At 62.3% G+C, this 21,417-nt stretch carries 17 protein-coding genes; 14 read left to right on the top strand and 3 right to left on the bottom strand.

The window, feature by feature from the left end; all coding sequences use genetic code 11:
- The first annotated feature begins 62 nt into the window (after window positions 1-62).
- Both GRF63_RS14040 and GRF63_RS14035 read left to right on the top strand, forming a co-directional pair.
- On the top strand, window positions 63-1,574 hold the full coding sequence (locus GRF63_RS14040) for a tryptophan halogenase family protein (RefSeq protein ID WP_160486661.1): 1,512 nt from the start codon (window positions 63-65) through the stop codon (window positions 1,572-1,574).
- A 106-nt stretch (window positions 1,575-1,680) separates the two neighbouring features.
- Complete coding sequence (locus tag GRF63_RS14035; RefSeq protein WP_160486660.1) at window positions 1,681-2,355, top strand: response regulator transcription factor; 675 nt, start codon at window positions 1,681-1,683, stop codon at window positions 2,353-2,355.
- Between the two features lie 76 nt (window positions 2,356-2,431).
- Here GRF63_RS14035 and GRF63_RS14030 read toward each other — a convergent pair whose 3' ends face one another.
- Both GRF63_RS14030 and GRF63_RS14025 read right to left on the bottom strand, forming a co-directional pair.
- Window positions 2,432-5,140 carry a TonB-dependent receptor domain-containing protein gene (locus GRF63_RS14030; RefSeq protein ID WP_160486659.1) on the bottom strand — a complete coding sequence of 903 codons (2,709 nt, stop codon included), beginning with the start codon at window positions 5,138-5,140 and terminating at the stop codon, window positions 2,432-2,434.
- Between the two features lie 103 nt (window positions 5,141-5,243).
- Complete coding sequence (locus GRF63_RS14025; RefSeq protein WP_160486658.1) at window positions 5,244-6,818, bottom strand: hypothetical protein; 1,575 nt, start codon at window positions 6,816-6,818, stop codon at window positions 5,244-5,246.
- A gap of 262 nt (window positions 6,819-7,080) precedes the next feature.
- Here GRF63_RS14025 and GRF63_RS14020 point away from each other — a divergent pair, with 262 nt between their 5' ends.
- The 11 genes from GRF63_RS14020 (at window position 7,081) to GRF63_RS13970 (ending at window position 19,372) form a co-directional block, all read left to right on the top strand.
- Window positions 7,081-7,443, top strand: coding sequence for a tetratricopeptide repeat protein (locus tag GRF63_RS14020; protein ID WP_237392504.1), 363 nt, complete (start codon window positions 7,081-7,083; stop codon window positions 7,441-7,443).
- A gap of 207 nt (window positions 7,444-7,650) precedes the next feature.
- Complete coding sequence (locus GRF63_RS14015) at window positions 7,651-8,289, top strand: lytic transglycosylase domain-containing protein (protein WP_160486657.1); 639 nt, start codon at window positions 7,651-7,653, stop codon at window positions 8,287-8,289.
- Between the two features lie 2 nt (window positions 8,290-8,291).
- Window positions 8,292-8,585: a TrbC/VirB2 family protein gene (locus GRF63_RS14010; RefSeq protein WP_160486656.1), complete on the top strand. Its 294-nt coding sequence runs from the start codon at window positions 8,292-8,294 to the stop codon at window positions 8,583-8,585.
- 10 nt (window positions 8,586-8,595) lie between these two features.
- Complete coding sequence (locus GRF63_RS14005; protein ID WP_160486655.1) at window positions 8,596-8,877, top strand: VirB3 family type IV secretion system protein; 282 nt, start codon at window positions 8,596-8,598, stop codon at window positions 8,875-8,877.
- Window positions 8,878-8,941: 64 nt separating this feature from the next.
- Window positions 8,942-11,377, top strand: coding sequence for a VirB4 family type IV secretion/conjugal transfer ATPase (locus tag GRF63_RS14000; RefSeq protein WP_160486654.1), 2,436 nt, complete (start codon window positions 8,942-8,944; stop codon window positions 11,375-11,377).
- Entirely contained in the window at window positions 11,374-12,567 is a 1,194-nt protein-coding gene (locus tag GRF63_RS13995; RefSeq protein WP_237392503.1) for a TrbL/VirB6 family protein, read from the top strand. Before GRF63_RS14000 ends, GRF63_RS13995 begins: the two co-directional genes overlap by 4 nt.
- Complete coding sequence (locus GRF63_RS13990; protein ID WP_160486653.1) at window positions 12,564-13,349, top strand: TrbG/VirB9 family P-type conjugative transfer protein; 786 nt, start codon at window positions 12,564-12,566, stop codon at window positions 13,347-13,349. The genes GRF63_RS13995 and GRF63_RS13990 overlap by 4 nt, the downstream gene beginning before the upstream one ends.
- Window positions 13,350-13,371: 22 nt before the next feature.
- Complete coding sequence (locus tag GRF63_RS13985; protein ID WP_237392502.1) at window positions 13,372-14,511, top strand: TrbI/VirB10 family protein; 1,140 nt, start codon at window positions 13,372-13,374, stop codon at window positions 14,509-14,511.
- Between the two features lie 9 nt (window positions 14,512-14,520).
- Window positions 14,521-15,591, top strand: coding sequence for a P-type DNA transfer ATPase VirB11 (virB11, locus tag GRF63_RS13980; protein WP_202131754.1), 1,071 nt, complete (start codon window positions 14,521-14,523; stop codon window positions 15,589-15,591).
- Between the two features lie 89 nt (window positions 15,592-15,680).
- A complete protein-coding gene (locus tag GRF63_RS13975) occupies window positions 15,681-17,864 on the top strand; it encodes an RNA degradosome polyphosphate kinase (protein ID WP_160486652.1) in 2,184 nt (727 codons plus the stop codon).
- Window positions 17,861-19,372, top strand: coding sequence for a Ppx/GppA family phosphatase (locus tag GRF63_RS13970; protein WP_160486651.1), 1,512 nt, complete (start codon window positions 17,861-17,863; stop codon window positions 19,370-19,372). Before GRF63_RS13975 ends, GRF63_RS13970 begins: the two co-directional genes overlap by 4 nt.
- Before the next feature lie 12 nt (window positions 19,373-19,384).
- On the opposite strand, the gene GRF63_RS13965 is transcribed toward GRF63_RS13970, so the two are convergent.
- The gene (locus tag GRF63_RS13965) at window positions 19,385-19,951 is read right to left on the bottom strand and encodes a nuclear transport factor 2 family protein (protein WP_160486650.1); all 567 of its coding nucleotides are present in this window, start codon (window positions 19,949-19,951) and stop codon (window positions 19,385-19,387) included.
- A 58-nt stretch (window positions 19,952-20,009) separates the two neighbouring features.
- Between GRF63_RS13965 and GRF63_RS13960 the strand changes: the two genes are divergently transcribed.
- Complete coding sequence (locus tag GRF63_RS13960; protein WP_160486649.1) at window positions 20,010-21,416, top strand: carotenoid oxygenase family protein; 1,407 nt, start codon at window positions 20,010-20,012, stop codon at window positions 21,414-21,416.
- Window position 21,417: the final 1 nt, after the last annotated feature.

Genomic DNA, 21,417 nt, shown 5'->3' with positions numbered 1-21,417 from the left:
CGTTTTGTGCAGCGCCCCGAACATGGCTAGACCATTGGCGAGAGGATTTAGCGAGCAACACCATGGCAATCGATAAAATCGTTATCGTTGGCGGCGGCACTGCCGGATGGATGGCCGCCGCCACGCTTTCACGGCTGAAGAAGGGGCGGGAGCTTTCCATCACGCTGGTGGAATCGGAAGCCATCGGCACCGTGGGCGTGGGCGAAGCAACGATCCCGCCCTTCGTCGATTTCAACCAGCTGCTGGAGATCGACGAGCGAGAGATGCTGGCCGCCTCGCAAGGCAGTTTCAAGCTGGGCATCCAGTTCGTGAACTGGGGCGCGGTGGGCGACAGCTACATCCACCCTTTCGGCAATTACGGCTATCAGATCGGCGCCATGTCGTTCCACCACGTGTGGCATTACATGAAGACGCGCGGCGACAATCGCCCGATCCAGGTCTTCAATGCAGAAACGATGGCCGCATATTTCGGCAAGTTCGCGCGCACGGCGGATACCAAGCGAGAGGATCTGCCGCCCATCAATTACGCCTATCATCTCGACGCCGGACGCTACGCCGCATTCCTACGCAAATATGCAGAGGGGCGCGGCGTTGTGCGGCAGGAGGGCAAGGTGTCCGACGTCACCCAGCATGCGGAAACGGGCGATATCGCCTCCGTCACGCTGGAGGATGGGCAAGTGATAGGGGGCGACCTGTTCATCGACTGCTCCGGCTTTCGCGGCTTGCTGATCGAGCAGACGCTGAAGACAGGTTACGAGGAATGGACCCACTGGCTGCCGTGCAATCGCGCCGTCGCCCTGCCCTGCAATCGCGACGATGGCAGTCCGCCCGCACCCTTCACGCGCGCCACGGCGCACAGCGCGGGCTGGCAATGGCAGGTGCCGCTGCAACATCGCAACGGCAACGGCCATGTCTATTGCGATGCTTTCATGGAGGCTGACGAGGCGACCGATATTCTGGTGGGCAACCTTGCCGGAAAGCCCACCGCCGATCCGAACCACCTGCGCTTCGTCACCGGGCGGCGCAAGAAGTTCTGGAACCGCAATGTGGTGGCGCTGGGCCTTTCGGCAGGCTTTATGGAGCCGCTGGAATCAACCTCAATTCACCTCATCAACACAGGGCTGACAAAGCTGATCGCGGTGCTGTCGCTGGACGGCATCACCGATGCGCAGCGCGAAACCTTCAATCGCTTGACCGGCACCGAATACCGCCGCATCCGCGATTTCCTGATCCTGCATTACAACACCACGACGCGCGACGATTCCGAGTTCTGGAATTACTGCCGCAACATGAGCGTGCCCGACAGCCTGACCGAACGCGTCGCGCTGTTTCAGGAGACGGGCCAGATCTTCCGGGAGGAGGACGAGCTGTTCACCGAAACCAGCTGGGCGGCGGTCATGATGGGCCAGGGAATAGACATGAAGGGCCATAACGCGATGGCCGAAACGCTGGATATGGCCGCCACCAAGAGCGAGCTGGACGAGATCGAGAAATCCATCCGGTTCCTGGTTCAGCACATGCCCGCCCATCGTGATTATCTGAGCAAGTACTGCCCCGCTCCGCCCATCGCCTGATCGCGCTGGTGCCACTGTCTGAATTGGTGCGAATTGCCGCGCCTTTGTCACAGACCGGTCATGCTGGCTTGCCAATTGTCAGGCTGAAACAACCGGGCAGTGGCGAATGGACCGCATCAGCATTTTCACGACCAATAGCGAAGCGGCGCGCTTTGCGGATTTCGAGCATGGCAGCGCCGTGTTCCGCTTCGCCGCGCTGACGCCGGACGGGCCATTGTCGCTGGCGAACGGCAATGCCTGGGTGTTCGTGGACTGGGTGATGGATAGGCTGTCCGGCCTGGAAATGATCCGCCGCCTGCGCGCCGATCCGCGGATGAGCGAGGCGCATATCACGATGGTGCTAGAGGAGGACGATCCCGAAGATCGCCGCCGTGCGTTGAAGGCCGGTGCCGATGATTACGCAGTTGGACCGCTGGGCCGACAAGGCATGCTGGACAGGGTGCTGGCGCTGTTTGCGCAGCGTCATTGCGTCAACCAGCCGCAGATGCTGGAATTTGGCGATCTGCAGATCAATGTCGCGGGTGAACAGGCGCGCTGGGATGGCGATCTGATCGATCTGCGGCCCAATGAATTTCGCGTGCTGCGCTTCATGGCCGAAAATCCCAATCGCGTGTTGTCGCGCCAGGAACTGGTGGATGCGCTAGGCAAGGATGGTGACCCCGATTACCTGCGCACCGTGGATGTGTGGATCAAGCGCCTGCGCCAGGGGCTGCGCGATGTGGGGGCGGAGCAATTGCTGCGCACCGTGCATGGCAAGGGCTATGTGCTCGACCTGATCTGATTTGCTCCATCGCCAGACGCGAAAACGGCCCCTCACCCAAGGTGAGAGGCCGCTTTTCTCGCGCCGTTAGTTGCCGTCAGAATGTGAAGGAGAGCGATGCGGACAGCTTCGTTCCGCGTTCGTAGCTGTTGATCTCTGCCCTGTTTGTCCCGTCCGTCTGATATTCCTCGTTCGGCCGGCCAAAAATGTTGCGCGCTTCCAGCTTAAGCTCAACCTCATTGCTCATCAGATCAAAGCCATGCCGCGCCACCAGATCCACGGTGAGGCCGGGGTCTTCGAGGATATCCGGCAGGCCGGACGTACCGCGACTGGTCACACGCTCGCTGGCGTAATTCAACAGCACGCTGAACTGTTGAAGGCGCTCTGTATCTTCAAAGCTCAGCTGGAAATTCACCAGGTGATCGGATTGCCCGGTCAGCGGCACACCGTCCACGAACAGGTTGGATGCCGGCGTATCACCGCCGGGGAACAGGCGCGTGATATCGCCGTCCACCACCGATATTTCGGAATTGGTGTAGGTGTAGTTGCTGATCAGCAGCAGCTCTTTCGTTTCGAAAAAGCCGCCCAGATTGTAGAGATCGAAGGTGTATTGCAGATCCGCTTCCACACCCCACAGCACGGCACTGGGCGCGTTGGCAAAGCTGGTGAGCTGCGCATTGTCGGAGAAGCTGGAGAATGCCTCGATCGGCTTGTCGATTTCCTTGTAGAAACCGGCCAGCGAAACCCTGTCTCCGCCGCCGAAGTAATATTCCCCGCGCAGTTCGAAATTGGTCAGCTCGCTGTCGACCAGGAAGGGGTTGCCGTTGAACTGGCGGTTCGTTTCGGGGTCATAATAGGTCTGGAAAATCAGTTCACGAAATTGCGGGCGCGCCAATGTCGTGGAGGCGTTGGCACGCAATTGCAGGTTCTCCATCGGCTCCACCGTCAGCGTGGCGGCGGGCAGCCAGTACTCATTGCTGAGCGCGGTGCTGCTGCCAGAACCGATGGGCGTGTTGAACACATCCACCGGGTCCACCGTCTGATCGGCAGTTTCATACCGCACGCCCAGATCCAGGATCACGCCCAGCACAGGCTCCCAGTTGATCTTGCCGTAAGCGGCATGCACCGTCAGTGCGGAGGCGAAGGCGGGATCGTTCTGCGTGGATTCGATCAGCCCCACATCGAAGGCGTCCAGAATGGCATCGCCCAGCAGCAGATCGGGTCGCAACAGGCCCACGGCATCGGGGAAGCTGGTGGGCGCGTTGAACAGGAATTCGCGCCGTTCGGAATAGCGATCCGTATCGGAATAGGCATAGCCCACCGTCAGCCCCAGATTGTCGAACACCGGATAGCTCAGATCGATGCCGCCTGCGTAAAGCTCTTCCTGAAGATCGGAGAACACCACGGAAGCATCGCCCGTCTGCCGGTCCAGCACGTTGATGAACTGGTCGCTCAGGGCCCCTTGCGCATTATCGCGCACATAGGTGAAGGTGTATTCATACGGCGCTTCGCGATCCGTGCGGGCATAGCCGCCGCGCAGGTCCACGCCCAGATCGCCAAACTCCATTTCGGCCACCAGCTGCGTATCGATCAGCTGGCGTTCGAAAAATGCGGTCTGCTGCTGCTGAATACTGTCGTTATCCTGGAAATCCTCACCCCGCGAAAGGCGCGCAAGTTTCGAACTGTCGCGGATGAACAGATTGGTCCAGCGGAACTTATGATCGCCCACCTCCAGGCCAAAGCCCAGCAGCGCATTCACCAGCACGCGGTTATCCGTCACCAGATCGTTGAAATCGCTATCCAGCGTGAAATCGGCGAGGATGGATTGCTTGGTAATGTCGCGCGTGCGCCAGCTGTTGCTGACAGAGGCGGTGGCCACGATGCCCAACAGGCCGTCACCAAAAACATCCAGCGAATGGCCCGCGGTAATACCGGCAGACCAGTTGACCGGAATATCCCCGATCTTCTGCAGCAGGATCAGGTTGGGATTGCCCAGCTGCTTGCCAATGTCGAGCTGGGTGAATGGCGCATCGTTGAAGTTCTGCGAGGCGTCCAGCGGAATATCGCTCAGCCTGATGCCGCTATCGAAATAGTTCTGCAGGGCGGGCGGTACATCGCGCGTGCCATCGTCGAAACCGAACCAGTCAAAGTCGGACCCATAATAGGCAAGGCCATTGTGGAACGTGGTTTCGGTATTGCCGCTGATGCCGCCGCTGACTTCCAAAAAGCTTTCATCGGGAATGGCGCGGGTGGTGAGATTGATCACGCCGCCGCCGAATTCACCGGGGAAATTGGCGGAATAGGTTTTCTGCACCAGGCTGGATGACACCACGCTGGTGGGGAAGATATCCAGCGGCACCACGCGGCTGAGCGGCTGCGGCGATGGCAGCGGCAGGCCGTTCAGCAGCGCCAGCGAATAGCGATCGCCAAGGCCGCGCACATAGACAAAGCCCTGCCCCTGTACCGAAAGCCCCGTTACGCGGTTCAGTGCACCGGCGATATCCCCCTCACCCGTACGCGCGATCTGTTCTGTCGAAAGCACGCTGACGACTTGGGAGGAATTGCGCGTGGGGTCACGATTGATACGCCCGGTCACGATGATGGAGCCACCCGGAACCGAGATATCGGTTTCTTCGATCTCTTCCGGCATCTGCTCCGGATTTTCATCCAGCAGATCATCGCGCTCCACATCCTCCTCAGTAGGAGACAGCGCGCTGCCGGATGTTGCCTGGGCAAATGCCGCGCCCGGAATGGAGAGCGCGGTGGTGAGCAAGAGCAGCCCCGCCAGCCGCTTGCCAGTTGTCATTGGTATGACCCCCTCATGAGTCGATTAACAGATTGAAGGCGGGCAGCACGGCCCGCAGTGTGAAGCGGGGAGGAGGCGATGTGCCCCCTCCCCGCCATCACCGTTACAAAGCCGGAATTTCGGTGCAGGCACCGGTGTTGTTGCCGAAGGAGACCGCCGCGGAATCGCAGGTCCAGCCCTGCGTCCAGTCGTCCGAAGCCGAAACCGCACCGATGTAGGTGACGGTATCGAAGAAGCTCGACAGCGCGGTTGCATCGAAGATCGGCGTGTAGCCATCTTCATTGGCACCGTTCAGGTAACCGTTCGCAATCGTGTGGGTGTAGGCCTTGTCATTGCCCGTTCCGCTATCGAAGATTGCTTCGGCTTCTGCTGCGGTCACGCCGCTGCCGTCGCGGAAATCGGTGGCGCAATCGAGGGCTACCGAGTTGAATTCCGGTGGGCCGACATCGTCGAGGCCGGCATTGGCTGCGCGAACGGCTTCGGGTGTGTCGATGCGGATACACGGCGTGGCGCCGGTGGCATCGAAGATCACGCCGTTCGAAAGGCTGTAATCCGCGCCGCCACGGATCCGCACCACCTGGTCATCCGCCTTGCGCTGGATGAAGGTGAAGTTGCTGACCCTGGTGTTCTGGCGCGGGGTCTGGTCTTCCAGTCCGTTGTTGGAATCGGCCTCGATAATCGCGTCGCCAATGCCGTCGCGCTGCGCGGCCAGGACGTACTGCATATTGGCCTTCACGCCCGTATCGGTGTCGAGCGAATCGTCTTCCGCACCGGCCACGATCAGGTTGCTGATGTTCACGATGCCGCCGAAGAATTCCACGCCATCGTCGGAGGAGTTGACCGACTGGATGTGGTGGAGCGTGGTGCCCGATCCGGTGCCACCCGTGGTGAGCGACTGCAGTTCATTGTCGCCCGAAAGGACGAAGCCCGAATAGCGGATCTGCACATAGCTGAGCGAGCCGGAGGAATCGGAAGGATCGTTGCCGCCGAAGAAGCTGGGGTCGGACGCGCCTTCCACCTGGCGTTCGCAATCCACCGTGCCGGGCGTTGCCAGCGCTTCGAAACAGTCGGTTATCGGCGCGCGGCCCGAAAGCACCACACCGCCCCACTGGCCGGAGGAGTTGGCGTTGTTGAGGCCAACGATATTGTCGCGGCTGGTGAAGATGATCGGCTTGTCTGCCGTGCCGTTGGCATCGATGGAGTTGCCGCGCGTCACGTTCAGGAAGGAAGAACCGGCGGCGTAGATGATCACGCCCGGCTCGATGGTCAGTTCGACATTGGTATCGGAAAGGCCGTCGCTATTGTCTGCAGCGGGGCCGCCATCGGTGCCCACGTTAACCTGGCCGGGCAGGCGATACAGCAGGCCGTCTATCTGCGGCAGGGTGGAGGAGGCGTTGAAGCGCAGCGGCGTTGCGCACACGCGCCACTCGTCCCCGGCAGAGTTGCTGATGGTGCCCTCGTCCGTCAGGCCCTGGGAATCGGCAATCGTGGGGCAGCCACCCGCTGGCGTGATCAGGGATGTGGTGGGCGTGGGCGTTGCGGTGGGCGATGGTGTCGGCGTGCCGTTGTTGATCGTCACATTGCCGCCGGTGCCGGGCGAAGCGATCTCATCGGGTCCGCAGGCGGCCAGCGCCAGAACGGAACAACCAAGGATCAAAGAGCGAGAAAAAGTAGTCACAGCGAGCGGTCCCCTCAAAAACCGAGAATCAGAAAATGCGAATGCGATGTCGCAAGGGGACGGCTAGGCTTGGCAAATGACACTTTGGCGACCGTGTTACGGTTTCGTGTGACCGATTGTCACATTGCGATTATCCGATTGATTTAACGTGCAAAAACTTTTGCCATGGCCGAATATTGCGCTTTTGTGACAAGATGACGATTTTGTTGCGATAGGGCCGTGATGCGCGCAAATTGCATTCAACGAACTTTGGGAGAAGACGATGTTTGCAACCGCTACCCTGGCATTTCTCATGCTGGCGCAGGCCGGCCCCACGGCCGCCACCACCACGCCTGATATCGAAACCCGCGATGTTGAGTATGATGCGCTGGTTTCGGGCAAAGCGCGCACGGCCATCGCCCAGCTGGAGCAGGCACGGGCGGAAAACCCCAGCGATCCCGCGCTGCTGATCAACCTTGGCGCAGCCTATGCTGCGGTGGGAGAATACCAGTTGGCGCAGCAGGCTTACCGCGATGCCATCAACAGCGAGGACCGGTACGAACTGGAACTGGCGAATGGCGACTGGATCGATTCCCGCCGCGCCGCGCGGCTGGCGCTGTCGTCGCTGGATAGCTCAGCGGAATAATCGCCGGTTCAGCTACTTCTATTTAGGGGCCTGTGGATGCCCCGGCGCGAATAACGTGACAACAGCCCGGAAGGCATCGGCTTTCCGGGCTTTTTGCTGCGCGCCTTAGAAAGGGTTCGCACAGCGACTGCACAATGGTGAGGTTTAGCCCGGACTGTCATGCCGTTGTCATTTGTTGTACGCATTGGGGCGGCCTTGGAGGGTTTGATGATTCTGCGTTTTGGCACATCCACATTTGCGCTGGCTTTGGCCGGCCTCTGCGCGCAGCCCGCGCAGGCGGATGTGCTGGAGGTATCCGCCGCTGGCGATGCCCAGTGGATCGCAGGTCCAGTGGAACGCGTTGGAATGAATGCAATCCTCCCGCCTACCCCCATTACCGAAATTCCCGAGCACGCCATGGCGCTGGTGCCGGAAGGCGCGGTGGCCGACACCTTGCGCCATTCATCCGCCATACCCGCAGCCTACGCCGCCTATGTTGCCGATCTGGCGCATCGGTTTGACCTGTCGCCCGCCCTGCTGGAAGCGGTGGTGTGGCAGGAAAGCCGCTGGCGCGCAGATGCCGTTTCCCCCGCCGGTGCGCGGGGCCTGGCGCAGCTTATGCCGGGCACCGCCCGCGATCTTGGCGTCGATCCCGACGATCCGCTTGCCAATCTTGAAGGGGGCGCACGCTACCTGAGAGAGCAGCTGGACCGGTTCGACGGCGATCTGGAAAAGGCGCTGGCCGCCTACAACGCCGGCCCCGGTCGGGTGATCCGATCCGGCGGTATCCCGCGTATTAGAGAAACACAGGTCTATGTCGCTGCGATCATGGGCCGCCTGTCCGACCATTCCCGGAGTTCCGACTGACAATGCTTGCTTTCTACCGCCTTGCCGCCGCTGTTGCAGTGCTGATCGCGCCTTCGGCTGCCTATGCGCAGGATCCCGCAGGGTCCGGCCCGATCAACAACGCCCTTGGCTGGATGCAGAACACCCTGCTGGGCAGCGTGGCCACCGCCGTTGCGGTGATGGCCGTGGCGGCCGTGGGCTTCATGATGCTGACGGGGCGAATGAACTGGCGCTTTGGCGCGACGGTGATCCTGGGCTGTTTCATCATCTTTGGCGCTGCCTCCATCGTGGCGGGCATCCAGGGCGCGGCAGGGTAAGGGCCCCGCAATGCAACTGATCCGCCACCCCGTTCATCGCGCGCTGACCCGCCCGCAGATGTTTGCGGGCGTGACGTTCAACTATTTCATCATCAATGCGCTGGTGACGACAGAGGCGTTTCTGATCCTGAAGAGCCTGTGGATCCTGCCGATCCCCATCATCATGCACGTGATCGGCTATTTCGCCTGCCTGCGGGAACCGCGCATTTTCGATCTGTGGCTGACCAAGGTCAGCAAATGCCCGCGAGTGAAGAATTACAGCCGCTGGGGCTGCAACAGCTACACCGCCTGACCTTGTAAAACGGTCCGGGCGAAAGCGAACCGCCGCCTGCAAATGGGTGGCATGGAGTAAAGACATGAAAACCAAGTGGCCCAAATGGCGACTGGGAGCCGCAGCCTGGAGCGCCAAGGAAGCGCACGCCGGTGAGCGCCTGTCCTATGCGCGACTGGTTGATCAGAATGTCATGCTGCTGCGCGATGGTTCGCTGATGGCCGCACTGCAGGTGCCTGGCCTGCTGTTCGAAACCGAAGATACCGATGCCCTGAATGCCCATGCGCAAACGCGCGAAGTGATGCTGCGCAGCAATCTGGATGCGCGGTTCGTCATGTATCACCACGTGATCCGCCGCCGTGTGAGCGTGGAGCTGGAAGCCGGATTTGAAGATCCGCTGTCCGCCCATATTGATGCGCGCTGGAGAGAGAAGCTTTCCTCCGGTTCCCTGTTCGTGAACGATCAGTTCGTCACGCTGGTGCGCCGCCCTGCACGGGGCAAGGCGGGCCTTGCCGAAAAGGCCAGCAAGATGCTGCGCCGCAAGGATACAGAGCACGAGGTCGATCCCAAGGATCTGCGATCGCTGCGCGCGGCCTTGCAGGCGCTTTCCGCCAGCCTTGGCGATTACGGGGCGCAGCCGCTGGGCGATTATGTCGGCCCATCGGGCAACACGAACAATGAAGTGCTGGAACTGCTCAGCGCGCTGTATAATGGCGAGATGCGCCCGGTGCGCCGCCCGGAAGAGGACACCGATATCGGCCTGATGCTGCCCTATCGCCGTGCCAGCTTCGGCCTGGATGCCATGGAGCTGCGTGGATCGGGCGGGGCGGATTTCGCCTCCATCCTCAGCCTGAAGGATTATCCCGACGCCACCAGCCCCGGCCTGCTGGATGGCATGCTGCGCCTGCCTTACGAAATGATCGTGACGGAAAGCTTTGCGCCCGAAGAACGGCAGACCGCGCGGGAGAAGATCGACCTCGCCATTCGCCGCCTGAAAAGCGCGGACGAGGAAGCCCAGTCAGAGCGCGCCGAGATGATGGCCGCGCGGGACGAGCTTGGCGCGGGCTCCGTCGCATTCGGCGATCACCACCTCACCGTGCTGGTACGCGAACGCAATCTGGAACGGCTGGACGATGCCACCGCCTCTGTCGCTGCCAGCCTGGCCGATACCGGCGCGATTGCCGTGCGCGAGGATACCAATCTGGAGCCTGCCTTCTGGGGCCAGTTCCCCGGTAACGAGCACTACGTCGTGCGCCGCGCCATGATCAGCACAGCCAATATGGCCAGCTTCGGTTCGCTACATGGCTTTGCGCTGGGACAGGCCGATGGCAACCACTGGGGCGAGGCGGTGACCCTGCTGCAAACCACCAGTTCGACGCCGTTCTTCTTCAATTTTCACCACGGCGACCTGGGCAATTTCTCCGTCATCGGGCCGTCGGGTTCAGGCAAGACCGTGGTGATGAATTTCCTCGCCGCGCAGGCGCAGAAGTTCAATCCGCGCACCATCCTGTTCGACAAGGATCGCGGCGCAGAGCTGTTCATTCGCGGCATCGGCGGCACCTATGATCGCATCCGTTCGGGAGAGCCGACCGGGTTCAACCCGCTGGCCCTGCCCGATACGCCTGCCAACCGCGGTTTCCTGCGCGATTGGCTGACTGTCGTGTTGAAGGCGGAGGGGCCGGAGGAAAGCGCCACCATCGCGGCGGCGGTAGACGCGGCCTATGCCAATGATCCATCGCTGCGGCGCCTGCGCTATTTCAAGGAGCTGGTATCGGGCGCGAAACGTCCCCAGCCCGGCGATCTGGCAGACCGCCTGTCTGCCTGGATCGAGGATGGCGAGCACGGCTGGCTGTTCGATAACGATGTCGACAAGCTGGACCTGTCCACCCGCGTGATGGGTTTCGACATGACCGCGCTGCTGGAAAATCCCAAGCTGCGCACGCCTGTGATGATGTACCTGTTCCACCGCATTGACGAACGGCTGGACGGCCAGCCCACGATGGTGCTGATCGACGAAGGGTGGAAGGCGCTGGATGACGAGGTGTTTGCAGCCCGCATCCGGGATTGGCTGAAGACACTGCGTAAGCGCAATGCGCTGGTCGGCTTTGCCACGCAATCGGCGCGCGATGCGCTGGACAGCAAGATTTCCACCGCGCTGGTGGAGCAGACGGCGACGATGGTCTTCATGCCCAACGCCCGCGCACGGGCAGAGGATTACTGCGACGGCTTCGGCCTGACAGAGCATGAGCTGGCGCTGATCAAGTCGCTGCCCGCACACAGCCGCTGTTTCCTTGTCCGCCAGCCCGATGCCAGCGTCGTCGTGCGGCTGGATCTTTCCGGCGCGCCGGAGGTCCTCACCATGCTCTCCGGCCGTGAAAGCAGCGTGCGCCGGCTGGACCTGCTGCGCGAAGCGGTAGGCGATGATCCTGCGCAATGGTATCCCGCGCTCACCAACAGGCCATGGCCTGGCAGCGCGCAGCCCTTGGAAGACGATGATTTCAACTGGCAGGCCGCCGAATGAGCGCCGCGTCTGCCCAATGCATGCGCGCCATGGAGGGCGTGGGTGCCGGTATCGGCGCGTCCCTGCGCGGGGTGGATTGCGCTGCGTCGGAAATGGCGCAGGCCGCGTTCAATCGCCTGTTCAGCGCGGAAGGCAGCTTTGGCCCCGCGCTCACCATATTGCTGACGCTGTGGATCGCGTTCCTCGGCTTTGGCATGATCACCGGGCGCACGCGGCTGGGCCTGTCATCGCTGACGCCGCGCATGGTTACGCTGGTGCTGGTGATCACCTTTGCCACCAGCTGGGTGGCGTTTCAAAGCGTGTTCTGGAACCTTGCCGTGGGCGCGCCCGATCAGATCGCCACCGTGCTGATGGGTACGGACGGGTCCGCCACCATCATTTTTGCAGACAAGCTGGACGTGGTGATGCTGTCGCTGATGGAGGCATCGGGCGGCGATGCCATGGCCAATGACACTTCCCTCTTCTCCCCGCCGGGCCTGCTATGGTCGGGCGGCACCATGCTGCTGCTGGGCACGGTTGGCGTGCTGGCCACGTGCAAGATCGCACTGGCCATCCTGATGGGCCTTGGTCCCATCTTCATCCTGCTGGCGCTGTTCGATGGCACGCGCGGCCTGTTCGTCGGCTGGCTGAAGGGCGTGGTGCTGATGGCGCTGGCCCCGCTGTTCGCGGTGCTGGGCGGATCGCTGATGCTGGAACTGGCGATACCGGTCCTCTCCAGCCTGATGAGCACGCCGGGCCAGATCGACGTGCGCCCCGCGATGGCATTCTTCATGATCGGTGCGGTGCATCTGGCGCTGATGTTCATGGTGCTGAAAGTCGCCACGACGATGGTGGCCGGGTGGAGCGTGTTCGGCCTGTCGCAAAGCGCGCGTGCGGATGAACGCGGCGGCGCCAACACCGCCTATTCCGCGCCCGCTGCTGCGCCGCCTTCACAAGCACTCACCGCCACCAGCGCCCGCGACCGCGCGGCCCAGTCCACCCCGCCGCCCGCACGCGATATCCGCGTTACGGCAAACACGCCCGCCGCCGCCAATGATACCGGCAGCACAAGCGGTGGCCGCGATACCCGCATCGTGCAGGGCGGCCACAGTGATCAATCGCGCAGCGGCACCGCTGCCCCTTCCCGCGCCCGCGGCATTGGCAGCCGCTTCAAATCTGCGCCCGTTCGAACTTCGGAGAAATTGTCATGATCCGCGCCAGCCTTGCTGCGCTCCTCCTTGCTTCCACCCTGATTGCCGCACCTGCCACAGCGCAGGACCCGCGCCTTCAGGAACGGCTCTATGATTCCACCCAGGTGGTGCGGATCGAGGGCAAGGTGAATGTGCAATCCACCATCCAGTTCGGCGATGGGGAAGCGATCGAAAACGTTGCCATCGGCGATTCCACCAGCTGGCAGGTCACGCCCAATCGCCGCGCCAACCTGTTGTTCGTAAAGCCGCTGGAGCCGCGCGCTGCCACCAATATGACGGTGGTGACCAATCGCCACACCTATCTGTTCGATCTGGTGGCCAACCCGGCCAATCGCACCCCGCTGTATGTGCTCACCTTCACCTATCCAGTGGAGGTGGAACCGGTGGAGGATACCGCCCTCGCCTCGGCTGATCCCGGTGGGCGCGCCAATGCCGTGGAACTGGCCGCTGCGAATGATGATTACGCCGTGCTGGATCCCACCACGCTGAATTTCGATTGGGCCACCAGCGGTGATCGTGCGCTGCTGCCGGAACGGATTTACGACGATGGCACAGCCACATTCCTGGCATGGCCATCTGGCCAGCCCATGCCTGCCATATTGGTGAAAGATCACGAGGGTAGCGAAGGCCCTGTAAACTTCGCCGTGCGCGGGGATACGATCGTGCTGGATATCGTGCCCAGCGAGATCATCCTGCGTTCCGGCGATGATGCCGCCATGCTGGTGAACCAAGGCCCCGTCGGCGCAGTGAATGCCGATGGCACCGCCCAGCAGGGCGCCTGAACGGCGAATTGGAGATACGCATATGAAACTTGCCATGCGACTGCCCGAAAAGAACGCCGCCCACGCCAATGACGTGGACCCGCGCGATGACGAGACGACCGAGGTTATCGACCTTGCCAGCCGTACGTCCTACCCCGCTGTGGCCAATCGCAAGGGCAGCCGCGATACGCTGGGCCTGCTGGCAGGTGTCGGCTTCGTCGCCTTGCTGGGCGCGGCCACATTGTGGGGGCTGAACGCCAGCCGCACGGATGATCAGCAGGCCGCGGCGGAGGCCGCAGCACCCGCGCCGCCGCCCGCGCCAGTGGCAATGGCGCCGATGCCCGCCGATGGCCTGCCCAGCGCCAATGCCGGGGTGCAGCCCATGTCTGACCCTGCGCCCAGCCCCGTGCTGTCTCGCGCACCGAATACCAACGCCGCCTATGGCCCGGCCACCAATCCCTATTCCTCGCCCACCCTCGTTTTCGATGGCGGGGTCGCGCCACGCGCCGCTGCGGCCAATGCCGCGGCTGCAGAGGCATCCACCCCCGGCGGTGCAGTCACCCCCGGCAGCGGAGCGGCCAATGAATTTGCCGCCCGCATCGGCGGTGTCGGCGGCGGCCCCGCTGTCGCAACGCAGGATGTGAACCCGGCCACCACGGTAACGCAGGGCACCATGATCCCGGCGATCCTGGAAACCGCCATCAACACCGATGTGCCCGGCTTCGTGCGCGCCGTGGTGAGCCAGGATGTCCGATCCTTCGATGGCAGCAGCGTGCTGATCCCGCGTTCCAGCCGCCTTGTCGGGCAATACCAGTCCGGCCTGCAGGCGGGCCAGCGCCGTGCCTATGTCATCTGGCAGCGGGTGATCCGCCCCGATGGCGTGACGGTATCGCTGCAAAGCCCGGCCACCAGCTTCGATGGCACCGCCGGCCTTGCTGGAGAAGTGGACAACCACTTCTTCAGCCGCTTCGGTTCGGCCATGCTGCTGTCCGTGATTGGCGGGCTGACCACCGTTGCCAGCGGCGGCGCATCCATCGTGCTGGGCGGCGGGCAGAATGCCGCCAACACCGCATTGCAGCAGGATGGCCAGCGGCCGCCCACCGTGCGCGTGCGCATGGGTGAACCGATCCGCGTCTATACCGCGCGCGATCTGGATTTCAGCCAGGCCCCGAAGGTTAATTGAGCGGCCCGCATGTCAGCCGAGATCCATCACCTTGGGGAAGACCCTGCCGGTAAGACAACCGCCAGCAAGGCCGCAGCCCCGCCTATGGCTGGGCCGCCAGCGGACGCGCCCAAGGTGGCCAGCGGATCGGTGTATCTCGATGCCTATCTCGCGCCGTTTCGGGAATGGCTGGAGCGCGACACCGTAACCGAGATACTGGTGAACAAGCCGGGGGAAATGTGGGTGGAGGATGCCGCCACTCCCGGCATGCAACGCATCGCGCTTGATACGATAGACGACAAGCTGGTGCAGCGCCTGGCCGAACAGGTGGCGCGCATCAGCCACCAGGGCATCAATCGCGAACATCCGCTGCTGGGCGCAACCCTGCCCGATGGCGCGCGCATCCAGTTCTGCGGCCCGCCCGCCACGCGCAAGCACTGGGCCATGGCCATCCGCCGCCACCGCCGGCTGGATCTGCCACTGGATGCCTATGACACCGGGCCATTGTTGCAGGATAGCGAGGCCGACATGCCCGATCCGCAGGTGCAGCCCATCGATTTCCTGCGCGCCGCGATCCGCGCCAAGAAGACCATCCTGATTTCCGGCGGCACCAGCACCGGCAAGACCACCTTCCTCAATGCCATGCTGGGCGAAATCCCGCGGGACGAGCGCGTGGTTCTGGTGGAAGATACGCCGGAACTGAAATTTCCCGGCGCCAATGCCGTGGGCCTGGTGGCGGTGAAGGGTGAACTGGGGGAGGCCAAGGTCACCTCCAACGAATTGCTGCAATCGGCGCTGCGCCTGCGCCCCGATCGCATCGTGCTGGGTGAATTGCGCGGGGCGGAAAGCGTCTCCTTCCTGCGGGCGATCAACACCGGCCATCCGGGCAGTTTCTCCACCATCCATGCCAACAGCCTGCGCGGCGCGCTGGAACAGTTGAGCCTGATGGTCATGCAGACGGGCATCGGCCTCTCCCGCTCAGACACCATATCCTATGCCGCCAGCGTGATTGACGTGATCGTTCAGCTGAAGCGCGCGGAGGGGAAGCGCGGAATTGCCGCGATTACCCGTGCCAGCGATCTGGTGGAGACGTGGAACTGATTGCCGCCATCCGGCGCTATTTCCATGACAACCCATCGCCGTTCGCACACCAGTATCACAGACAGGCCAGCAGGAGCGTTTGAGGCGCAATGAGCACCGCCCCGACAACCCCGGACACACAGGCAGACGCCGGGATCGACCTCGAAAGCTTCGCGCCCGAAGAGCGCTATTTCAACCGCGAGATGTCGTGGCTGTCATTCAACGAGCGCGTTCTGGCGGAGGCTGCGCGCAGTTCCTACCCCCTGCTGGAACGGCTGCGGTTCCTGTCTATTTCCGGCAGCAATCTTGATGAATTCATGATGATCCGTGTCGCCGGCCTTGTGGGGCAGGTGCGCAGCGGGGTTGCCGAAATGTCGCTGGACGGGCGCACGCCAAAGCAGCAGCTCGTCGCCACGCGAGATAAATACCGCGAGCTGGAAGAACGCCAGCAAGCCATCCTGAAACAGCTGCATCCGCTGCTGGCCGAACAGGGCATCCATATCAAGGGTGAGGACAGGCTGGATGCCGAGGCCGAGGAATGGCTGCGGCAATATTTCCTCGATCACATCATGCCGGTGATCACGCCGCAGGCGATCGACCCGGCGCATCCCTTCCCCTTCGTTGCCAATCGCGGCCTTGGCGCATTGTTCAATCTGAAGCGCAAGGAAGACGGCAGCCAGCTGGTGGAGATGGTGCTGATCCCCAGCGCCCTGCCGCGTTTCGTGCGCATTCCGGGCGATCAGGCGATCTATGTGGCGGTGGAGCGGCTGGTATGCCGCTATGCCACGCTGATGTTTCCCGGTTTCGATATCACCGGCGATGGCGTGTTCCGCGTGCTGCGCGACAGCGATATTGAAATCGAGGAAGATGCGGAGGATCTTGTCCGCTATTTCCGCAGCGCCATCCAGCGCCGCCGCCGCGGCCAGGTCATCATGCTGGAGATCGACGAAAGCTTCGATCCCAACGCGGAAGATATGCTGCGCGACAAGCTGGAGCTAGAGCAGGCCTTCATCACCAAGACCGAGGGCATGCTGGGCATCGCCGGGCTGGAGGAGGTGGTGAAAGAGGATAGGCCAGACCTGAAGTTCACGCCTTATTCGCCGCGCTATCCGGAACGGGTGATGGAGCATGATGGCGATGTGTTCGCCGCCGTGCAGGAAAAGGACATCGTGATCCATCACCCCTACGAAAGTTTCGAGGTGGTGGTGGATTTCCTGCGGCAAGCGGCCAATGATCCCAACGTCATTTCCATAAAGCAGGCGCTGTATCGTGCGGGCCAGCAATCGCAGGTGGTCAACGCGCTGACCCAGGCGGCGGAAAACGGCAAATCCGTCACCGCCGTGGTGGAGCTGAAAGCCCGTTTCGACGAAGAGCAAAACCTGAAATGGGCGGGCGAACTGGAGCGCGCCGGGGTGCAGGTGATCTACGGCTTTATCGACTGGAAAACCCACGCCAAGATCAGCATGGTCGTGCGGCAGGAGGAAGGCGGTTATCGCACCTACTGCCATTTCGGCACCGGGAATTACCACCCCGTCACCACCAAGATCTATACCGATCTCAGCTACTTCACCGCCGATCCCGCCATCGGGCGCGATGCGTCGAAACTGTTCAACTTCATCACCGGCTATGTGGAGCCGCAGGCGATGGAGAAGCTGGCCATATCCCCGCTCAACCTGCTGGACACGCTGCTGGCGGATATCGAGCGGGAGATTGAACTGGCAAGAGCGGGTCAGCCCGCCACGATCTGGTGGAAGGTGAACCAGATCACCGAAAAGCGCGTGATCGATAAATTGTACGAGGCCAGCCAGGCCGGTGTGCAGGTGGTGCTGGTGTGCCGGGGCATCTGCTGCCTGCGGCCCGGCGTTCCCGGCCTGTCCGACAATATCACCGTCAAATCGATCATCGGGCGCTTCCTGGAACACAGCCGCATCTACGCCTTCGGCAATGGCGAGATCCTGCCCAGCGACAAGGCGAAGGTCTATATCTCCAGCGCCGACATGATGGACCGTAACCTCTATCGCCGAGTCGAGGCGCTGGTGCCCATCACGAATGAGACGGTGCACGACCAGATCCTGGAACAAGTGCTGCTCGCCAACCTGCTGGATACGGAGCAAAGCTGGCTGCTGGACGGCGAAACGGGGGAATACGAGCGGGTGGAAAGCGATCCGGGGGTTGAGGGCGATGGCTTCAACTGCCACGATTACTTCATGACAAATCCCTCCCTATCCGGTCGCGGCGGCGCGCTGAAGGATGATCGCATTCCAAAACTTGCCCTGCGCAAGGGAGCGGTATGACCGCACCCGCGGCAAAGCGCGGCAATGCGCACATCGAAGTGCCCGATCGCGGCGTCATCGATATTGGCTCCAATACCGTTCGCCTGGTGGTGTATTCCGGGCCGAAGCGCGCGCCCAATGTATGGCTGAACGAGAAAGTCACCGCGCGGCTTGGCCGCGATCTGGCTGAAACCGGTGCCATTCCCAAGGAAGCGGAGAATATGGCGCTGGCAGGGCTGGCCCGCTTTGCCGCGATCCTGCGCGATCTGGGCATCAGCGATATCACCACCGTCGCCACCGCCGCCGCACGCGATGCCAGCAACGGGGCGAAATTCATCAAGAAGGTGCGCGCGCTGGGGCTGGAGCCGAGGGTGCTGAGCGGCGTGGAAGAGGCGACGATTTCAGCCTTTGGCGTCATCGGCGCATTTCCCGGCGCAAAGGGCGTGGTGGCCGATCTGGGTGGTGGCAGCCTTGAACTTGTCGCCATTGAAAAGGGCGATTGCCACGACGGGATCAGCCTGCCGCTTGGCACGCTGCGCCTGCCCGCCATTCGCGAAAGCGGCGATGAGAAATTCGCCAAGGCTATCAGGAAGCAGCTGCAGCCCGCAGGCTTTGCCAGCCAGCAGGAAGGCCCGCTGTACCTTGTCGGCGGCACGTGGCGGGCGCTGGCCAATTATGCCATGCACAATGCCCAATATCCGATACAGGATCCGCAAGCCTTCTGCCTAACGGCGGGGGAGGCGGACAAGGTCGCCAAGAAGCTGGCCAAGGCCGATCCCGATGCGCTGTCCTCCATTCCCGGCATATCGTCCAACCGCGCCGCCGGATTGCCGGATGCGGCGGCCATGCTGCGCGTGATGCTGCGTGAATTTAAGCCCGAAGCTATCGTGATCTCGGCATGGGGCCTGCGCGAAGGCGTGCTGTTTTCCGCCCTCAGCACGATTGCCCGCGATCAGGACCCGTTGCTGACCGCCGTCACCCATTTCGCCACGCCGCGCGGTGCGGATATCACCAATGCCACGCTGGAGGCGGCGTGGACGGCGGAAGCTGTGGACGGACGCAACAGGGGTAGCGAGCGCATTCGCCTGGCTGCCACCATGCTGGCAGCGGCAACCGCGCGGATAGAGCCCAACATGCGCATCCAGCACTCCACGGACTGGGCGCTGGAAAAACGCTGGGTCGGCCTAGATCACACGGGCCGGGCCATGATCGCGCAATGCCTGCGGGCAAGCTGCGCCCAGCCCAAGATCGTGCCGGAATATCTGCGTATGGCCGATGAAGACCAGTTGCACCGCGCCTCCGCCTGGGGGCTGGCCAACAGGCTGTGCCGCCGGATCGGGGCAGGCACGCGGATTTCCCTGCTCAGCAGCACATTGCGGCGCGAGGGCGATACACTGGTCCTGCGCTTCGATGAAAGCCGCGCGCATATGATGGCGGACACGGTGGAAACCGAACTTGCCAATCTGGCCGACTGGCTTGGCCTGAAGCATGAGATGACCGTGGGCGATGTAAACGGCCATTCCGCCTAGGCGGCTGCCGCCCTATTTCCCGTCGTCAAACGCATCATGCGTCTGTTCGTCAAACGGGCGCGTATCGGCAGGATCGCTGCGATAGGGCGGGCGCTGCGGCAGCTTGCGCTCTCCCTTCCACGGCACCTGGTCCACCTCCGTCCAGGCGTTCACCGTCAGGCGCCAGAATTTCCAGCGCCCGTCTTCCCTGATCAGCCGATCGTCGCGCGTGCCGATGCCGAACACGAAATTGGTGCGATAGTCGGCATTCCATTGCAGGATCTGGAAGAAGCAGCGCACGCGGGCACCCTCTGGCCGCGGGTCCATGATGAACTGGTTCATGATGTGCTGGCGGCCATACCACCAGTGCTGGCGATCGTACCACAGGCTGCGCAGGTTCTCGCGAATGGCATCGTGGCCCTTCACCCGCCCCTGCCACAGGTGATCGAATTCCGCATCGCGGGCGAAGGTGGCTATCGCCTGTTCCTCGTCCGCCAGGTCTATCCCCCATGCATATCTGGCGAACAATTCTTCTATTTCCGCGCGATCCTGCGCGGGCATTATCTGCGGCACGCCATCCGGCCAACATTCACTCATCATTGTCCCCTTGCACTTTTGCGTAGCTTCGCGTTGACTATGTCCTACACAGGAGAGAGCAATGCCGGAAGTATTTCACACCTTTGCCAGCTTTGGCCTGCAGGAACGCAAGCCCATGCGTTTCGAGGCGGATGTCTTCGAATGCGAGGTGGAGGGAGAGATCCCGCCCGAACTGCAAGGCTCCTATTATCGCAGCGGCGGGGACCGGCAATATCCCAGCCTCGAGGATGACATTATCCTGAATGGCGATGGCATGATCAGCGCCTTCCATTTCGAGGAGGGCCATGTCTCCTTCCGCAGCCGCTATGTGCAGACCGAGCGGCTGAAGGCAGAGCGCAACGCACGGCGACGGCTGTACGGCCATTATCGCAACAGGCATACGGACGATCCCAGCGTATCCAACCTGCCGCAGCGCGATAACACCGGCAACACCTTCGCCTTCGAGCATCACGGAAAGCTGTTCGCCCTGCGCGAGGATTCGCATCCCTACGAGATCGATCTTGAAACGCTGGAAACGGTGGGCGTCGGCGATTTCGGCGCGCTTCAATCCACCGCGCTGACCGCCCATCCCAAGATCGACCCGGTGACGGGCGAATGGTGGAGCTACGGCGTTTTTGCAGAGGGGGAGCCGGATACGAGGGCCAGCCTGCATGTCTTCGACAAGGACGGAAAGCTGATCCGCGAACAGATGTTCGACACGCCCTATCCCGGGCTGAGCCACGACTGGGGCGTAACGCGCGAGCATCTGGTTTTTCCGATCATGCCGCTGGTGGCGGACGATGCGCGCCTGCGCGATGGCGGGCCATATTACCAATACGATCCCGACCTGCCCGGCAAGTGGGGCGTGGTGCCGCGCGATGGCGATCCCGCGCGTGACATGCGCTGGTTCGACATTCCCGGCTTGGTGATGGGCCATGTGATGAATGCCTATACCGATGGCGACAAGGTGATCATCGACACCCCCGCCTCCCCCGGAAACTGCTTCAGCTTTTTCGCGGACAAGAGCGGGCGCTTCCCCGCCATGCCTGAAACGATCACGCAGATCACGCGCATCATCTTTGACCTGTCAAAGCCGGATGACGAGGCTGTCAGCCTGCAACCCGTGGAAGGCGCACTAGGCGATATGCCGAGGATCGATGACCGCTTCGCCATGCAAAAACACACCACAGGCTATTTCGCGCTGCGCGATTTTCCGCAGATGGGCGTGGGCCAGATCATGTGGGACACAGGCGAATTGCGGGTGCACGAACTTGTCGGTGCCGCCTCGCAGGAACCAGTCTTCGTGCCACGCAGCGTCGATGCTCCGGAAGGTGACGGCTTCATCCTCACCGTGGTCGACCGGTTCGAGGAAAAGCGCGCGGACCTGCTGGTGCTGGACGGCAATGATGTAAGCCGCCCGCCGATCGCCACGATCAAGCTGCCCTTTGCAATGCCGATGGCTTTTCACGGCTGCTGGGTGCCGCGATAGG

The organism is Aurantiacibacter rhizosphaerae, assembly GCF_009807005.1.
Classification (GTDB): Bacteria; Pseudomonadota; Alphaproteobacteria; order Sphingomonadales; family Sphingomonadaceae; genus Alteraurantiacibacter; species Alteraurantiacibacter rhizosphaerae.
The sequence above is the reverse complement of the archived record's forward strand: the minus strand, read 5'-3'. Positions and strand labels throughout refer to the sequence as shown.

What these genes read in the sequence shown, in the direction of transcription:
- GRF63_RS14040 (WP_160486661.1), top strand. Translation starts at nt 63, where the DNA reads ATGGCAATCGATAAAATCGTTATCGTTGGCGGCGGCACTGCCGGATGG.
- GRF63_RS14035 (WP_160486660.1), top strand. Translation starts at nt 1,681, where the DNA reads ATGGACCGCATCAGCATTTTCACGACCAATAGCGAAGCGGCGCGCTTT.
- GRF63_RS14030 (WP_160486659.1), bottom strand. Translation starts at nt 5,140, where the DNA reads ATGACAACTGGCAAGCGGCTGGCGGGGCTGCTCTTGCTCACCACCGCG.
- GRF63_RS14020 (WP_237392504.1), top strand. Translation starts at nt 7,081, where the DNA reads ATGTTTGCAACCGCTACCCTGGCATTTCTCATGCTGGCGCAGGCCGGC.
- GRF63_RS14015 (WP_160486657.1), top strand. Translation starts at nt 7,651, where the DNA reads ATGATTCTGCGTTTTGGCACATCCACATTTGCGCTGGCTTTGGCCGGC.
- GRF63_RS14010 (WP_160486656.1), top strand. Translation starts at nt 8,292, where the DNA reads ATGCTTGCTTTCTACCGCCTTGCCGCCGCTGTTGCAGTGCTGATCGCG.
- GRF63_RS14005 (WP_160486655.1), top strand. Translation starts at nt 8,596, where the DNA reads ATGCAACTGATCCGCCACCCCGTTCATCGCGCGCTGACCCGCCCGCAG.
- GRF63_RS14000 (WP_160486654.1), top strand. Translation starts at nt 8,942, where the DNA reads ATGAAAACCAAGTGGCCCAAATGGCGACTGGGAGCCGCAGCCTGGAGC.
- GRF63_RS13995 (WP_237392503.1), top strand. Translation starts at nt 11,374, where the DNA reads ATGAGCGCCGCGTCTGCCCAATGCATGCGCGCCATGGAGGGCGTGGGT.
- GRF63_RS13990 (WP_160486653.1), top strand. Translation starts at nt 12,564, where the DNA reads ATGATCCGCGCCAGCCTTGCTGCGCTCCTCCTTGCTTCCACCCTGATT.
- GRF63_RS13985 (WP_237392502.1), top strand. Translation starts at nt 13,372, where the DNA reads ATGAAACTTGCCATGCGACTGCCCGAAAAGAACGCCGCCCACGCCAAT.
- virB11 (WP_202131754.1), top strand. Translation starts at nt 14,521, where the DNA reads ATGTCAGCCGAGATCCATCACCTTGGGGAAGACCCTGCCGGTAAGACA.
- GRF63_RS13975 (WP_160486652.1), top strand. Translation starts at nt 15,681, where the DNA reads ATGAGCACCGCCCCGACAACCCCGGACACACAGGCAGACGCCGGGATC.
- GRF63_RS13970 (WP_160486651.1), top strand. Translation starts at nt 17,861, where the DNA reads ATGACCGCACCCGCGGCAAAGCGCGGCAATGCGCACATCGAAGTGCCC.
- GRF63_RS13965 (WP_160486650.1), bottom strand. Translation starts at nt 19,951, where the DNA reads ATGATGAGTGAATGTTGGCCGGATGGCGTGCCGCAGATAATGCCCGCG.
- GRF63_RS13960 (WP_160486649.1), top strand. Translation starts at nt 20,010, where the DNA reads ATGCCGGAAGTATTTCACACCTTTGCCAGCTTTGGCCTGCAGGAACGC.